General features: G+C 67.2%; 10 protein-coding genes. 1 reads left to right on the top strand and 9 read right to left on the bottom strand.

Features of this window, described 5'->3' with window-relative positions; genetic code table 11:
* Positions 1-74 precede the first annotated feature (74 nt).
* The 5 genes from H7F49_RS09910 to H7F49_RS09890 form a co-directional block, all read right to left on the bottom strand.
* Complete coding sequence (locus H7F49_RS09910) at positions 75-1,901, bottom strand: TolC family protein (protein ID WP_185683438.1); 1,827 nt, start codon at positions 1,899-1,901, stop codon at positions 75-77.
* Between the two features lie 295 nt (positions 1,902-2,196).
* Positions 2,197-2,550 (bottom strand): PilZ domain-containing protein, encoded by a 354-nt coding sequence (locus H7F49_RS09905; RefSeq protein ID WP_185683437.1) that lies wholly within the window; start codon positions 2,548-2,550, stop codon positions 2,197-2,199.
* A complete protein-coding gene (locus tag H7F49_RS09900; protein WP_185683436.1) occupies positions 2,550-4,253 on the bottom strand; it encodes a hypothetical protein in 1,704 nt (567 codons plus the stop codon). The genes H7F49_RS09905 and H7F49_RS09900 overlap by 1 nt, the downstream gene beginning before the upstream one ends.
* A 29-nt stretch (positions 4,254-4,282) precedes the next feature.
* The gene (locus H7F49_RS09895) at positions 4,283-5,020 is read right to left on the bottom strand and encodes a hypothetical protein (RefSeq protein WP_185683435.1); all 738 of its coding nucleotides are present in this window, start codon (positions 5,018-5,020) and stop codon (positions 4,283-4,285) included.
* A gap of 66 nt (positions 5,021-5,086) precedes the next feature.
* Entirely contained in the window at positions 5,087-7,348 is a 2,262-nt protein-coding gene (locus H7F49_RS09890) for an ATP-binding cassette domain-containing protein (protein ID WP_214647750.1), read from the bottom strand.
* A 147-nt stretch (positions 7,349-7,495) separates the two neighbouring features.
* Between H7F49_RS09890 and H7F49_RS09885 the strand changes: the two genes are divergently transcribed.
* Positions 7,496-8,902 (top strand): HlyD family type I secretion periplasmic adaptor subunit, encoded by a 1,407-nt coding sequence (locus H7F49_RS09885; RefSeq protein WP_185683433.1) that lies wholly within the window; start codon positions 7,496-7,498, stop codon positions 8,900-8,902.
* A gap of 197 nt (positions 8,903-9,099) precedes the next feature.
* On the opposite strand, the gene H7F49_RS09880 is transcribed toward H7F49_RS09885, so the two are convergent.
* The 4 genes from H7F49_RS09880 to H7F49_RS09865 form a co-directional block, all read right to left on the bottom strand.
* Positions 9,100-11,079, bottom strand: coding sequence for a glycoside hydrolase family 97 protein (locus tag H7F49_RS09880; protein ID WP_185683461.1), 1,980 nt, complete (start codon positions 11,077-11,079; stop codon positions 9,100-9,102).
* A gap of 107 nt (positions 11,080-11,186) precedes the next feature.
* The gene (locus tag H7F49_RS09875) at positions 11,187-12,824 is read right to left on the bottom strand and encodes an alpha-amylase family glycosyl hydrolase (protein ID WP_185683432.1); all 1,638 of its coding nucleotides are present in this window, start codon (positions 12,822-12,824) and stop codon (positions 11,187-11,189) included.
* A gap of 31 nt (positions 12,825-12,855) precedes the next feature.
* Positions 12,856-14,685, bottom strand: a complete 1,830-nt coding sequence (locus tag H7F49_RS09870) for an alpha-amylase family glycosyl hydrolase (RefSeq protein WP_185683431.1) — start codon at positions 14,683-14,685, stop codon at positions 12,856-12,858.
* A 52-nt stretch (positions 14,686-14,737) separates the two neighbouring features.
* Positions 14,738-16,252: a tryptophan halogenase family protein gene (locus H7F49_RS09865; protein ID WP_185683430.1), complete on the bottom strand. Its 1,515-nt coding sequence runs from the start codon at positions 16,250-16,252 to the stop codon at positions 14,738-14,740.
* Between the last annotated feature and the right edge of the window lie 74 nt (positions 16,253-16,326).

Raw genomic sequence — 16,326 nt, 5'->3', positions numbered from 1 at the left:
CTGGCTACCCCAACCATGTTAACGGTCCGTCAATCGCCGACTGGCGAGATTTCGGGACGCGGCATTACGCGGAATTAGTCATCCCCCCCGGGAGCCGGGACGACGAGCGGCGGAAGGGCTTCCCCTCCGCTGACAAGATCGAACAGCCCACCGAGCTTCTGGAGGACGCGGTACTCGGCGGCCCGCAGGGCGACGCCGTTGTTGATGCGGTTGGCCTGGGCCGCGAACAGCACCTGCTGGGAATCCAGAAGGTCGAACACGGTGCGGCGGCCCTCGCGGAACTGCTGGCGGTAAAGATCGGCAACCCGCGTGGCGGATTCGATTTCCGCATCGATCGTCGCGATCTTCTCCCGCGCGGCGCGCAGGGATTCATAGTCGATGCGGATATCCTGCTCGACCTCGCGGCGGCGGCGGTCGAGTTCGTAATCGGCCTCGCGCAGGCGGGCGCCAATGCGACGGCGCACGGCGCGGTCGGCGCCGCCGTTGAACAGCTTGTACGACATGGTGACCATGGCCCGCGCATCGTCGGCGCGGCCGGTCAGGCCCATCACGTCGTACTTGTAGTTGCCCTGGACCATCACACCGATGCGCGGGAAGAACAGGGCGCCGGTCTGGCTGTCGTACTGCTTGTCGAGCGAGCGACGGTCCTGGACGGCCTGGGCCAGACGCGGGCTGTGCGTGTCCATCATGCCGACCGCAGCATCCGCGCTTTCCGGCAAGGTCCCGGCGCCGGGCGGCAGATCGACCACGCGGGCCGGCAGGTGGTTGGTCAGCCGCTTGTAGGCGTTGCGCGCCTGTTCGAGCTGGCTCCTGCGATCCAGCAGCAGCGACTGGACGTTTTCCAGCCGGGTCTGGGCCCGGCCGACATCGGCCGGGGTCGTCAGGCCCAGGTCCTTCTGCACCGTCACGATGCGGAGGATCTTCTTGGTCGCGGCGATTTCCTGCTCGGTCAGGGCCAGGAGCTGCTGTTGGGCCAGAACGCCCAGATAGGCATTGGTGATGTCGTAGGAGATGCCCTCGATCTGCTCACGCGTGGCCCACTGGGCCGACCGATAGGTGGCGCGGGCCCGCTTGATGTCGTTGATCGTGACGCCGAAGTCCCAGACGTTCTGGCTCAGCGTCAGGCTGCCTTCGGTGCGGAAGGCCTGGGTGCGGGCGCCTGAACCCTGGCGCACGGTCTCGCGTCCCCAGCCGGCCTGCAGATCGAGGTGCGGCAGATATCCGGCGCGGGCCTCGTCAACGCCGTATCGCGCATCGTCCTGGCGGGCGAGCGCGATCTGGATGTCCGGGTTGTCCTTCAGCGCGGCGACAATCGCGTCGCGCAGCGATTCCGTTGCGCCGGCGGGCGGCTCGACGCTGGCCTGGCGGTCGACCTCGGCCAAGGCTTCGGCCAGGGCCGGAATGGCGGTCGGCGCGGGCGTCGGTGCGGGATCGCCACTGGCGGCAGGCGCCGGAGCGGCCGGGGTGGCCATGGCGGGGGCAGCGTTCGCCGGAGCGGGCGCTGCGGCCGCGGCCACCGGCTTCGGCTCGGCCGGAGCGGCGGCCAGCGCCGTGTCGGTGACAGCGGTCGTGGCCGCAGCGACGGCGGGAAGTTCCTCAGCCGCCCCGGCAGCCGCTTCGGCCTGGGTCAGGATGGGGACGGGAACCGCCGGAACCTCGATCTCCTGGGCAAAGGCGCTGCTGGCCGATTCCGGACCGGTCAGCGCAGCCAGCGTGGACCCGTCGGGCAAGGGCCCCATCATGGCGCCCTTGATCACCGCACGGATGGCAGGTTCGGGGAGAGTGGCCGTTAGCGCATACTCGAGGCGGAGCCGCTCGGCGAGCAGCGGAGCAGCGCCGGCCATCGCCCCGAAGGCGATAACGGCCAGGCTTGTCCGCATGGCGCTGTGGAAACGGTTCAATGTGGCCTCCCGAACGTGGTTAACAGGCGGCTTCCGACTTGGCCCACCGGCATTAAGATGCGGGCCAAGGTCGCTACAGGTAGTTTTCCGTATCCGGTTGTCCGAGGCCTGTTCGGCCCGGTTCCGGTCACGACACCCACCCGGTCGCCCTGAACTCAGGTTCAGAGGTAAGGAAAAATGGTTAGCAAACCGCTAACGGGCGCGCGGCTCGTTGGAGCCACGCGCCTTGTGAGGGTTAAAGCGGATCGGGGTTTGGCGGATCGGGATGGTCTGCGGGGCCATCAGCCCCGGCAGATCAGGCCGCGCGCTGCACCGGATCGGTGAAGCGCGCCAGCAGGGCGAGCAGATTCTGCTCGTCCATCTCCTGGTCGAAGCGGATGCCGAAGCCTGCGCTCATCGTGCCCATGATCTCGCCAGCGATGACGAAGGTGCCAAGGCGCAGCTCCACCGGTTCGTTGCGGCGGTTCATCAGATAGACCAGCCGCGGCCGGAACATCGCGCCGCCGACGGAGATGTCGATCAGACGGCCGTCGTAGCTGACCATGCTGTCGGTCAGCAGCAGTTCGCAATCGATCTGGCAGGCGTGGCGCACGGCGGCCCGGGAAAAGGCCTTCTTGCGGCGGAACAGGCCGAACGGGGAAAGGCGCATCACAGGTCTCCCTTGTCGGTGGTGCCATAGCGGCGGGCGGGAAGCTCGGCTTCCTCCTCCTGCCGATCACGCGGCGCCTCGCGGCGATCGAATGCGGCCCCAAGGCGCTGACGCAGGCTCTGCATCGCCGCACGGGCGCCGGTGTAGGGACGCGCGCCATCGATGACCGGAGGCTGCCCATCGCCTTCCAGCGTCGCCGCCAGAGTCTCGAGCGCGGCCTGCTGGTCGCGCGCCCGGGATTCCAGCCGCGCCACCAGGTCCTGCTCTTCGATGCTGTTGGCTTCCAGCCGTTCGAGCCGCTGCTCGAGCCCGGCACCGACCTGGCGCATCACCCGGCGATTGGCCGCCAGGGAATCGCGCACCTCGCGCCGCAGGGCCTTGGCTTCGCGCAACGCCTTGCCGGCGCTCGGACCTTCCCCGCCCTGCCCGGCAAACAGGCCGAACAGGCCCTTGCGCGGCGGTGCGGCCGTGATCTGGAGCGGCGCGGTCTGCAGCGCCTCGACCGCAGCCGGAGCGGCTTCGGCCAGTTCGCCCTGCAGCACGATCATGCGATCGAGCTGGCGGTGCAGTTCCGCCCCATCGAGCAGCGACGAACGCTCGACAATCGAGCCCAAGGCGTTGAGCGTGCTGCGAATATGGGCACGATCCGCCTCGGCCTCGGCATAGAGGCGGCGGAATTGCGCGAGCATGTCCATCTGGTTCCGGGCCAGGTCTTCGACCGCGGCGGTGATGGGTTTCAGCATCGGGGTGGGGTCGGACAGGCGGTGGACCGCCTGGGTCAGGCCCGCCACGGCGCCGGTCAGGCGATCCAGATCCGCGCGGGTATCGGCCACGCCGCGGGTGGTGCCCGCGATCACATCGCGAATCCCGCCCAGCTCGGCGGCGCCGGCCTCCAGCACCTTGCGCACGGCGGTGAACTCGGCGGTCGACGACCGGCCCGATCCCGACGCTTCGGTCTGCGCGCTCTCCAGCGCGGCCATGTTGGACAGCCAGTGTTCGAATTCGTTGCGCAGCGCCTTCATCGCCGAGGTCGAGCAACGCTCGAGCGCGCCGAGCACCATCGAGGTCATGAGGCCGAACAGCGACGAGCTGAAGCCCACCGACATACCGTTCAGCGGGGCCTTCATGCCCTCGATCATCTTGCCGAAGCTGTCGGTCCCGCCCTTGCCCGACACGTCCATCGCGCCGATCAGGTCGGACACCGAGTGGACGGTCTTCATCAGACCCATGAACGCACCGAGCAGGCCCAGGAACACCATCAGGCCCGAGAAGTAGAGCGTGGTCGACTTGCGATCGTTGATGCGCGTGTCGACGTCGTGCAGCAGGGTCTGGACGGTCCCGTTCGAGATCTGCAGATCGTCCTGCTTGCCCAGCTCTTCGGTGATCAGGCGATAGCCCTGCCCCAGCAACTGCGGCTCGGAGAACACGATCGCCGGCTTGGCGAAGGGGTCCTTCGGGCGCCTGGACTTCGACCCATAGTCCACCTGCAGGGCGTGCAGCGCGACCAGGTCGTTGCGCAGCGACAGCACGTGGTGGAACGAGATGGCCGCAGCGATCCCGAACAGCGCGAAGATCGACAGGTTCAGAGCCATCTTGGCCATGATGCCCGCGATCACGAATTCGTGCGCATAGATCCCCAGACCCAGCAGCATCACCATGATGCCGGTCATCTTGAAGAGCTCTGTCTTGATCTTCTTTTCCATGGCCTTTTCCCGTCAGGGCTCCAGTGCGGTCAGGGTTTGATCACGACGCGGACCATATGCCCGTCAGCCGCCTTGGGATCGGTCACGCGGACCTGGGTGAGGATGTCGTTCGGCGCAATTCCGGCCTTGATCAGCAGGTTGCGCGTCATGGCCGCGCGATAGAAGCCCAGCCGCTGCGCTTCGGTGACCGATCGCGTTTGCGGCGTGAAGGCCCAGATTTCATACTTCGTGCCGGGCTGGATCTTGCCCCTCAGGAAGCTGACCACCTTGGTCGAATTGTCGTCGTCGTAGCTGACCGCGGTCGGCGCGAAGCCGATCTTCAGCAGGGTGTCGGCGGTCTTGATCTCCACCCCCTTGCTGTCGTCGGGCCGCTCGATCGCCTTGATCTGCAGCGCCAGCGTGTCCTTGGTGTCGCGGGTCCGGATCGTCAGGCGATCCTGGCCGTTGACCGCCGTTTCCGAACGCAGGATCGATCCCAGCTCGGACACCGACGTCCCGGATTCCGCATCGGCGGGGGAGTTCAGCTTGTTGCTCTGCTGACCTTCGGAGCCGCCCGCGGCGATCTTCCCACCGGTCGCGCCCTGCTCCTTGAGCTTCTGTTCGGCGACCATCTGGTTCTTGAAGTTCTGGATGACGCGTTGCGACAGCTGCATCACCGCCGCGCTCATGATAACGAGCAGGAAGGTCACCACCATGATCACGGTGGTGAGCACGTCGACGAACGCCGGCCAGTGATTGACTTCGCCATCGGCGCTAGCCCCTGCCACGAGCTTCTCCTGCGTTGCGCAGGCCCATCGCGGGCCGATGCGGGTTGTTGGGTGCGAGCGGACCGGTCATGCGGCGGCTCGGGGATTGGGCGACGGGTTCGGCTGGGCGCCGCCGGCCTGCCCGGCCAGCTTGGCCAGGACCTCGGCCTTGGGCCGGTCCGCGATGATCCGGCCCTCGTCGAGCCAAATCACGCGGTCCACCAGTTCGAGCAGGGCCAGGCGATGGGTCGCGACGATCAGGGTGCGATCGCGCGCTGCCTCGCGCAGGCCATTGATAACATGCAGTTCGCTGGACACGTCCAGCGAGGCCGTCGGCTCGTCGAGCAGCAGAACGGCCGGATCGCGGATCAGCGCGCGCGCCAGCAGCAGCGACTGGCGCTGCCCACCCGACAGCGCGGCGCCGCGGGGGCCGGCCTTGCGCATGTAGCCTTCGACCGTCCGCGCAACAAACGCGTCGAGCCCGGAACAGCGGATCGCACGATCCACCACGTCCTCGGACGGCTCGGGCATGCCGAGCAGAATGTTATGCCACAGCGATCCGTCGAAAATCGTGGCGTCCTGGGCACTGAACACGATGTTCTCGCGCAGGTGCGGCACCGCGAAGCGCTCGATCGCGTGCCCGTCGACGGTCAGCAGGCCTTCCTTGTCGGGCAGGAGCCCGGCAATGGCCCGCAGCAGGGTGGACTTGCCCGAGCCCGACTTGCCGATCAGGGCGATCTTCTCGCCCGGCTCGATCTGGAACGAAATGTCGCGCAGGCTCGGCTCGGAGGCGCCCTTGAAGGTGTAGTTCAACCGGCCGGCCCGGATATCTCCGCGGATGCGCCCCTGACTGATCGCCGGATCGGTCTGATCGACCTCGGGCTCGGTCTGCAGGATCGAGGACAGCGAACTGAACTGCGGCCCGCTCTGATAAAGCCGCGCGATGATCGCGACGGTGGCCGCGATCGGCACCATGGCCCGGCTGGTCAGCATGACCACCGCGATCAGGGCACCCGTGGTCATCGTGCCCGACTTGATCTGGAACACGCTGATCACGACGACCATGACGGTCACCAGTTGCATGATCAGCCCCGAGATCGAGGCCGGCAGTTCGTTCCAGTGCCGCAACTGGCGGTTGTTCACCGCCAGATGGTCGGAAATCACGTCCCAGCGGCCTTCGAACAGCCCTTCGGCGCCGTTGGCCTTGATCGTGCTCCAGCCCTCGGTCATCTCGCCAATCAGATCGCTGCGGGCCTGAACCAGCTTGCTGGTGCGCCGGCTGGCGAGCCGCAACGCGAAATTGGCGACAGCGCCGAACCCGAGCAGCGCTATCGCGCCGACCACCGGCCCGATCACGGTATAGCCGCCGATCGCGCCGATCAGGCAGAAGAACAGGATCGTGAACGGCAGATCGACCAGCAGGGTCGAGATCGCCTGGGGAATGATCAGCGCCAGGCTTTCCACGTCGCGCAGTGCCGTCAGCATCGCGCCGAAGCTCTGGCTGCTCGACTGTTCGCGGGCGCGAAGCACCGAATGGACCGCGCGGTGCTGCACCGCCTGGCCCACCTGGAGCCCGACCCCGTCGACGAAGGCATTCTTCAGCTTCTTGAGCAGCAGTTCGAACACCAGCACGACGATCACCCCGGCCGACAGGGCCCAGAGGCTCTCGATCGCCAGGTTGGGAATCACGCGGTCGTAGATCGCGCGCATGTACAGCGGGATCGACAGGGCGCAGAGGTTGAGCAGCGCGGCCGCCAGCAGCATCCGCCCCATGATCTTGCGCTCGCCGAAATAGGCGGCGAGCAGCCACAGCTTGGGATTGCGCCGGACCAGATCGCGTTGCTGGCTCTGCGTGGCGCCATTGACCGGATCAAGCGGACCGGTGTGCAGCCCTTCTCCGGTGAGGAGCCGGCGGAGCACCGCGTAGTCGACGATCCGTTCCCCCGCGGCATCCCGCAGCATCACTTCGCCGTCGGCTGCGACGCGGGTGATCAGCACGGCCCCGCCGTCTGCCAGCGGCGCCAGCAGCGGCAGATCGACCTGCTGGGGCGCCTTGCGGCCAAGAGGCCGCCACTGGGCTTCCAGCCCTACGCGCGACAGCGCGAGCGGAGCGAAACGGGGGGACAGGTTGCCCTCATGGGCAGGCAGCGCCACCGACAGCTGCCCGACCGACGTCTCGATTCCCCGCGCGCTGCTGAGCAGCACGAGGGCGTCGAGCATCGGCAACGGGTTCAGCGCGACCTGGACGCTCTCGTCCGATCGTGCTGCGCCCGTTCGCGAGCGCGCCTTGTCGATGAGGTGACCGAGCAGACTTTGCTGTCCAGGCTCGGCCGATTGCATGCGTACCATCCATTACCCCCGGCGTTCGGGATGCTTAATGGCACTCTCATGGGAAACGTGCCGTAAAACGGGTCTAGGTAGATGTTCTTAACATCCTGCTAACGATGATCGTGGATAACGGCCGGTAAATGAGGCCAACCCAACTGGACATCAGACATGGATTTTCCGCGCCTACGTGATTCCATCATCCGCAAGTTCGGCGGTGCCAGCCTGCTGGAGGATCTTCAGCCGGGTGAGGCCAGCGCAGCCTTTGCGGGCGCCATTCCGCTCAAGAGCAGCCCGATCGGGGCGATCACGCCATGGAGCGGCCGCCCGGCGCTGGACAACCATGCCCACCTCACGCGGATGCTCGCGGTGGTGTTCGCGGTGTTCCTGCTGTGGGCCGCGACCTTCACGGTCGACAAGGTGACCCGCGGCGCGGGACGCATCCTGCCGTCGACCCAGAACCAGATGGTGCAGCACCTGGAAGGCGGGATCGTGAAGGAGATCCTGGTCCAGGAAGGCCAGCGCGTCTTCAAGGGCCAGGTCCTGATGCGGATCACCAACGCCTATACCGGCGCGGCGATGGAGAACGCGCGGACCGACGTGGTCGCCAAGCGGATCATGCTGGCCCGGCTCGATGCCGAGATTGGCGGCGCGCCGACCTTCTCCCCGCCCGAGGACCTGGCCCGCCAGGCCCCCGACATCGCGGCGAGCGAGGTGGCGCTGTTCAATTCGCGGCGCGCCCAGCGTAACCAGCAGACCGGCATCATCGATGAACAGGCCCGCGCCCGCGTGGCCGAGGTCAGCCTGCTGCGCGCACGGCTGAACAACCTGCGCAGCGAGGAACGGCTCGCGGTCGACCAGCTCAACAAGCTTGAGCGCGCCTATGCCGAGGAAGCCATCTCCGAGCGCGAAGTGCTGGACAAGCGCGCCTCGCTGCTGTCGCTGCGCACGCGCATTGCCGATGTCGAGAACCAGATCCCGCAATCCTCCGCCGGCGTCAGCGAATCCGCGGCGCGGCGGGGCGAGATCTGGACCCGCATGATGGAGCAGGCCAAGGCCCAGGCTGCCCAGATCCGGCTGGATCTGGCCAAGGCCGACGAACAGTACACGGCCGTGGCCGACCGCGTGACGCGCGAGGAAATCCGCGCGCCGGTCGATGGCATCATCAACCGCCTCAACGTCCAGACGCTGGGGGGCGTGATCCGCGGCGGCGAGCCGGTGGCGGAGATCGTGCCGCTGGCCAACACCGTCACGATCGAGGCCCGCATCGCCCCCAAGGATCGCGGCGACATCTGGCCCGGCCTCCCGGCCAAGGTCAAGATTTCAGCTTATGATTCAACTATCTATGGCGCACTTGATGCCAAAGTGGTTGAAATCTCGCCCGATGCCATCCAGGATCCTCGCGGCGGTCTCTACTACCGCGTCCGCTTGAAGGCGGCGACCACCAACTTCGGCCCCGGCAAGCCGGTGGTTCCGGGCATGACCGGCGAAGTGGCTATCCGTTCGGGCGACCAGACCATCCTCAACTACATCCTCGGCCCGATGATCCGGATCAAGGACGAGGCCCTGCGCGAGTAACGGCCTCCCCGGCCCTCAAGCTGGAGGCCGAAGAAAAACGAGGCCCGTCGTTGCGGATGTCGCATCGGTGGGCCCTCTGCCGAAGGCGCAACAAAACGAAGCCCGTCGTTGCGGATGTCGCATCGACGGGCTTCGTCGCGTCCCGGGTCCTGGGGGGAGACCGGGCCTGCGTCTGGTCAGGCTAGCCGGGCCGCGGCTCAGCGTCCCGGGGCCAGCCGGATCGCCAGTCCGCCACCGGGCGCCAGCACCGCGGAGTAGCGATCCCCCTTGCGGAACGTGCGCGTTTCATAAGCAATCCGGTGGCGGGCCTCGGTCAGGTAAGTGGCCCCTTCCCCGTCCTTGTAGATCGTGGCGGTGTAAGTCTTGCCGGGCTCGAGGAAATCGAACGCCAGATCGAGCGTCCGTCCGGTCGCATCGTTGACCCCGCCGACGTACCATTCCGCGCTGTTGCGATCCTTGCGCGCGAAGATCGCGTATTCGCCCACCTCGCCCGCAATCAGGTGGCTTTCGGCCCAGTCGGCGGGAACCTGGCGGATGAAGGCCAGTTCGCGCGGGTGGGCGGCAAGGTTCTCGATCAGATCAGCCGCCATCTGGATCGGCGAATAGATCGCCAGATACAGGCCGAGCTGCTTGGCCAGGGTCGAGGCCAGCGCGACGTGATCGTGCCCTTCCAGGCTAAGGATGCCGGGGGTGAAGTCCATGGGGCCCGACAGCAGCCGGGTGTAGACCAGCGTCGGTTCGTGCTCGGGACCGTTCGAGAACTGGCCCCAGGCGTTGTACTCCATCCCCCGGGCACCCTCGCGGGCGACCCAGTTGGGCCAGGTGCGGCGCAGGCCCGTGTCCTTCACCGGCTCGTGCGGATTGACCGCCAGATGATGCCGCGCGGCGGTTTCGACCACCTTCAGGTGGTGCTGAACCATGCGCTGGCCTTCGTGATACTCCATGGTGGTGGCGCCGGGCTGACGGACGTTCGGCCCGTCGTTCGGTGCGGTGATCCCGCCGATCCACGCGACATAGCCGGTCTTGACCGCGGGCACCCCGCGCTCCTGGTACAGCGCCATGGCCGCTTCCAACTGCTTTTCGTAATTGGCGATGTCGCCGCCGGTCTCATGGTGGCCGATCAGCACCACCCCCTTCTTGCGGGCATAGTCGGTGACCGCCTTCAGATCGAAGTCCGCCGTGGGCTCGGTGAAGCTGAAGTCGGCGCCATGGCCCGCCCAGTCACCATTCCACCCCTTGTTCCAGCCTTCGATCAGCAGCCCGCCGAACCCGTTCTTGGCGGCGAAATCGATGTAGGTCTTGGCCCGTTCGGTCGTGGCGCCATGCTGCGGCCCCTCGGCCCAGGTCCAGTCACCCCGGATCATGCCCCACCAGATGCCGATGTACTTCATCGGCTTGAACCAGCTGACGTCGCCCACCTTGTTGGGCTCGTTGAGGTTGAGCTCCAGATCGTTCTCGACGATCCCGGCCGCATCGCCGCCGATCCGCACGGTGCGCCAGGGCGTGGCGAACGGCAGGTCCCGCGTCACGCGCGGCCCCTGGGACGATGGCGCCAGCGTGCTGCGGAACACCTGCCCTTCGATCCGCTTGAGGTACATGGCCGCGTAATCGACCAGGGCCGCCTCATGGAAAGCCAAGTGCGTGCCATCCTCCAGCTTCATCGTCAGGGGCGTCTGCGTGGTCGCTACGCCGTCGATCGGGGTGCGCTGATAGACCTGTTCCTCGCGGTTCCACTCCAGCCCGGTGACCCACCAGGCGGTTCCCTTGGGGACGATCGCGAATTCGCTCAGCTCGTCGGCGATGTGGATCGTCTTCAAGGCGGGCTGCTCGGGCAATTCGTAACGGAACCCGATGCCGTTATCGAACAGGCGGAACCGCACGTTCATCAGGCGCCCGCCCTGCTGCGCATTCTGGCGGAAGCGCACCAGCAGTTCGTTGTGATGATCGCGCACGAAGCGGCGCTCGCCCCAGGGCTGTTCCCAGGTCTGGTCGGCACTTGCCGTCTCGGCCCCGACCAGCGCCCAGCCGCGCACCAGGTTGAACCCGTCGGTAACGATGAAGCCCAGCCCCGAAGGCGCGATCAGCGGCTTGCCCTTGCGCGTCAGCGACCACACCGCCCGCGCATCCTGATCGGTGGTGACGGTCAGAACCAGGCTGCCGTCGGGCGAAGTGGCCATGGCCTTGGCGACGGACGGGGCGGCGGACTGGGCTGTGGCCGCACCGGGTTGCAGGGCCAGGCAGACCACGGCCAGGACCGCATGAAGCCAGAGCGGAAGGCGAAACGTCACGAAGCGGTCTCCTCAAGCAGCAAGGCGCCGAAAGCCGGCAGGTGGCCAGGTGTGGCCCCGTTCGCGGCCGCGAGGACCGGGCCGGCGAGGGTGACCTCGGCAGGCCAGGCGACCTCGGTTGCCGCCAGGTTGAAGATCGCCACGATCGATTGCTGGCCGCTACGACGGCGCAGCACCAGGCGATCCTCGTCAGCGCGCAAGACCTGGCAATCGCCGCACCGCAACGCGGGATGGGCACGGCGCAGGGCCAGGGCCTGTCGGGTGAAGGCCAGCAGCGAGGCGGGATCGGCCTCCTGGCGATCGATCGCCCGGGCCAGGTTCTGCGCGCTGAGCGGAAGCCAGGGCGAGGCTGTGGTGAAGCCGCCATGCTCGTCCTGGGCCTGCCACGGCAGGGGCGTCCGCACCCCGTCGCGCGACAGGGTCAGCGGCCAGTTGGCGATGGCTTCGGGATCCTGCAGCAGTTCAAACGGGATATCGTCCTGCACCAGGCCCAGTTCCTCACCCTGATAGAGGATGATGTTGCCGCGCAAGGATGCGAGGAGCAGGGTCTTGAGCCGTCCGAAGGCGTCGTGTTGCCCCGGCTCGCACCAGCGCGAGATCGCGCGCGGCGCATCGTGGTTCTCGAAGGCCCAGCTCGGCCAGCCGGTGGTGCCATCCTCGGGCCAGGCTTCCAGCGCGTCGGCGACCAGCGCCGGGGTCAGCCGCTCCGCGTAAAGGAAATTGAAGCCGTACGCGCTGTTGAGCCGGCCATTCCCGGCGGTGAACAGCTTCATCTCGCGCTCGGCGTCGTCTCCGCCCACCTCGGCCACGGAGAATGTCCCGGGATACCGATCATGCAGCGCACGCAGCCGCTCGATGAACAGGACGATGTCCGGGTGCGACTGGTTGTAGAGCCGCTGCTGGAAATCGAAGGGCCGGGTCCGCACCCTGCCGTTGGCCGGCGCCGGGGGATTGTCGCGCAGGGCCGGGTCATGCATCGCGAAGTTCAGGGCATCGATCCGGAAGCCATCCACCCCGCGGTCCAGCCAGAACTGCGCCACGTCCAGCATGGCCTGTTGCACCTCGGGGTTGTGGCCATTGATCTGCGGCTGCTGCGCCAGGAAGTTGTGCAGGTAGTACTGGCCGCGCCGGGCGTCCCAGGTCCAGGCAGGACCGCCGAACACCGACTGCCAGTTGCTGGGCGGCGAGCCGTCGGGCTTGGCATCGGCCCAGACGTACCAGTCGGCGCGGGGGTTGTCGCGGCTCGATCGGCTCTCGGTGAACCAGGGATGCTGGTCGGACGTGTGCGAATAGACCTGATCGATGATGATCCTGAGGCCCAATTCGTGCGCGCGGGTCACCAGCGCATCGAAGTCGGCGAGCCGGCCGAAGATCGGATCGACATCGCAGTAATCCGCGACATCGTAGCCGAAATCCCGCATCGGCGACGTGAAGAACGGGGAAATCCAGATCGCATCGACCCCCAGCCGGGCCACATGATCGAGGCCGGCCGTGATCCCCGGCAGATCGCCGATGCCATCACCATTGGAATCGCGGAAGGACCGCGGATAGATCTGGTAGATCGCCGCACCCCGCCACCAGGGCTGGGCGTCCTGCGGAACCGGTGCGGCGGTGACGGGCGAAAGTTCGTTCATGGCTTCGGGACGCAGCTTTGCTCGGACAGGATCATTCGCCGCGGGGCCCGCAGATCGCGTAGCCCAGCGGCGGCAGGGTCAGGGTCAGGGTCCCAGGCGCCGCGGCCTCGGCAGGGCAGGCGCCGGCAAGGCTCACGAAGCTCCGGCTGGCCACCTCCACCTGCACCGCCGCGGTGATCGGCTGAGTCGAGGTGTTGAAGGCCAGCACCACTTCGCGGCCGGTCTGTGGATCGAACCGAGAAACCGCGAACAGGCCCGGCTTGTCGGTCCCCGCCCGCACCACCGTACGGCCCGCGGTCAGGGCCGGAGTGCCCCGCCGCAGCGCGGCCAGGGCGGCCCATTCCCGGTAGAGCGGATGGGCCGGATCGAAGTTGCTGGCGGCCGTCGTGGCCGCGGTGCCCAGCAGCGGTTCGGCATTGTAGAGCGCGACCTGCGAAGGGAACATGTCCTGCCGCGAGAGCTGGTCGCCCCCGCCGCCGATCATGCCTTGCTCGTCGCCATAGTAGATCACCGGGACGCCGCGCAGCGTCAGCAGCATGGCATGGCCCAGCCGCTGCCGGGCCAGCAGCTCGGCGGTGTCGATCTTGGGCATGGCCTGCCGGATCATCATCGGCAGACGGCCCGCATCGTGATTGCTGACGAAGGTGGGCAGTTGCAACACCGCGTCGGGGCCGCCCGCGTAAAGCACATCGTCATCGAACAGGCGCGCAAGCTCGCCATTGCCCTGCCCCGCCAGGGCTGCGGCCACGGCATGCTGGAAGCCGAAGTCGAGCACGGCGGGAAGCCCGGCATTGCGCGTCCACCCGGCCAGGAGCGCGGGATCATAACCGCTGGTTGCAACTTCGCCGAAGATGTGGAAGTTGGGGATGCCACGATCGGCGGCACGCTTCAGCATGGCGGGCACGAACGCGCGCCAGAACTCGGGATTGACGTGCTTGGCGGTGTCGATCCGGAAACCATCGACCCCGAAATCGTCGATCCACTTGCCGAAAATGTCGATGAATCCGGCAACCACCCGCGGGTCCTCGGTGGCCAGGTCATCCAGCCCGGAAAAGTCCCCGTACTGCGCGCTTTCACCCTGCCAGTTGCTGTCCCCCCGGTTGTGGTAGAATTTCGGATCGTTCAGCCAGGCGGGAACCTTCACCTTCGCCTCGGCGGGATCGACCACGGGCGTATAGGCGAACGACGGATCGCGCAGCTTGTCCCAGTTCGCGGGCGCCGGATCGGCATCGCCCCCGAAACCGGGATTGATCGCCGGACCGGTCGGGCCGCCCTTGCGCGAGAACGGGAAGTCGGCGCGGCCGCGATAGGGCGCACTGCCGGACGGAACCTCGGCATAGTGGATGACATCGGCGGTGTGGTTCACCACGATGTCCATGTAGACCTTCATGCCCCGGGCATGGGCCGCATCAACCAGGCTGCGGAACTCTGCATTGGTTCCGAAATGCGGATCGACCTGCGTGAAATCGGTGATCCAGTAGCCGTGATAGCCGGCCGATTCCTGACCCGGAGGCCCCTGCACCGGCTTGTTCCTGAAGATCGGCCCGACCCACAGCGCCGTCGCGCCCAGTCCCTGGATGTAGTCCAGCCGCGCCGCAAGGCCCTTCAGGTCTCCCCCGTGGTAGAACCCCTTGTTCGCCGGATCGAACCCGGTCTGCAGCCGCGATCCCTTCAGGCCGCCGCGATCGTTGGTCTTGTCGCCATTCTCGAACCGGTCCGGCAGGACGAAGTAGATCACCTCGTCCCGGGCCGGGCGGGCGCGGAAATCGGTGGCTGCGGGGACGGGTTGCGCCGCGCCGGGTGCGGCCAGGGACGCAGACACGGCCAGCACGGCAGCAGCGGAGAGAAGCAGGCGTAGCATTGAACCGTTTCCCTGAAACACGAACGCGACCGCTGCGGCAGGCCGCGCAACCCTAGGCGGCGCGGCCCAGCACGGCCGCGCACTGATGCGCGATGAACTCCTCGTGAGTCGGCAGCCGGCTCACGGGGGCGGACACGATGGTCTTGATATCCCTGAGGAACCCCGCCAGCTCGTCGCGCGTGAGGACGTCGGCGAGCGGGTGGTACGTCTCGGGGACGATGTTCTGCCCGGTCAGGACCTGGAACCAGCCCACTTCGGTGAACAGCTCCTCCTGCTCGCGGAACACGCGTCCCGTGGCGCGGAACAGGTCGATCTTGTCCTGCAGGCTGTCCGGCACGGCCATCTCGCGCACCTGCCGCCAGAACGGCTCGTCGCGCTGGTTGGCGTGGTAGTGGAGGATGATGAAGTCGCGGATCCGCTCATAATCGTAGGCGATCCGGCGGTTGTAGGCCTCGACGTTGGCCGGGGCGAAATTCCGGTCGGGGAAATGCGACAGCAACCGGGCAATGCCGTTCTGGACCAGGTGGATCGAGGTGGACTCCAGCGGCTCCAGGAAGCCCGAGGACAGGCCAAGGGCGATCACGTTGCGGTTCCATGCCTTGCGCCGCATGCCGGTGCGGAAGCGGATCGTGCGCGGGTCCGCCAGCGGCTCGCCCTCGACCGTGTCGAGCAGCACGCGGCGGGCCTCGTCCTCGTCCATGAAGGCGCTGCAGAACACGTGTCCGTTGCCGGTGCGGTGCTGCAGCGGGATGCGCCATTGCCAGCCGGCGGCGTGAGCGATCGACTGGGTGTAGGGGCGCAGCGTCCCGACATTGGCCGTCGGCACCGCGATCGCGCGGTCGCAGGGCAGCCAGTGAGTCCAGTCGACGTAGCCGGTCTCCAGCGCCTGTTCGATCAGCAAGCCGCGAAAGCCCGAGCAATCGATGAACAGCTCGCCGGCCAGGCTCTCGCCGCTTTCCAGCTCGACCGCCGCGACATGTCCGCTCTGCGGATCGAGCCGTACCTCGCGAATGCGTCCTTCCGTCCGCACCACGCCATTGCGCTCGGCCAACCCGCGCAGGAACGCGGCGTAAAGCGAGGCATCGAAGTGGAAGGCATAGCTGATGCCGTCCAGTTCGGTGTTGGGAATGCGGCCGACGCGGGCAAAGCGCCCCGCCCGGCCCACCGTCTCGTTGAAGGAATAGTGCCCCAGCGGAGCGGCGACGCCCTCCTGGCGACCGCGCAGCCAGTACTGCCAGAACTCGATCATATCGAGGCTCTGCCCGATCTGGCCGAAGGCGTGCATGTAGCTGTCGCCCACCCGGCCCCAGTTCTGGAACTCGATGCCCAGCTTGAAGCTGCCCTGGGTGGCCTTGACGAAGGCGTCCTCGTCGATCCCGCAGAGGCCGTTGAACAGGCGGATCGCCGGAATGGTCGCCTCGCCGACGCCGACCGTGCCGATCTCCTCGCTTTCGACCAGCCGGATGCGGAGCTGGTCGCCCATCGTCGACGACAGCGCCGCCGCGGCCATCCAGCCCGCGGTCCCGCCACCGACCACCACGACATCGCGGATGCGCCGATCGTCCACTTGTGACTCTCCCAAGACAGGACCGGCCGTTGTGATCGGCCCTGGTCCGAAGTTCTGAACCGGGCCCGGTCGAA

Source organism: Novosphingobium aerophilum (genome assembly GCF_014230305.1).
Classification (GTDB): Bacteria; Pseudomonadota; Alphaproteobacteria; order Sphingomonadales; family Sphingomonadaceae; genus Novosphingobium; species Novosphingobium aerophilum.
This window is presented reverse-complemented; position numbering and strand designations above follow the sequence as displayed.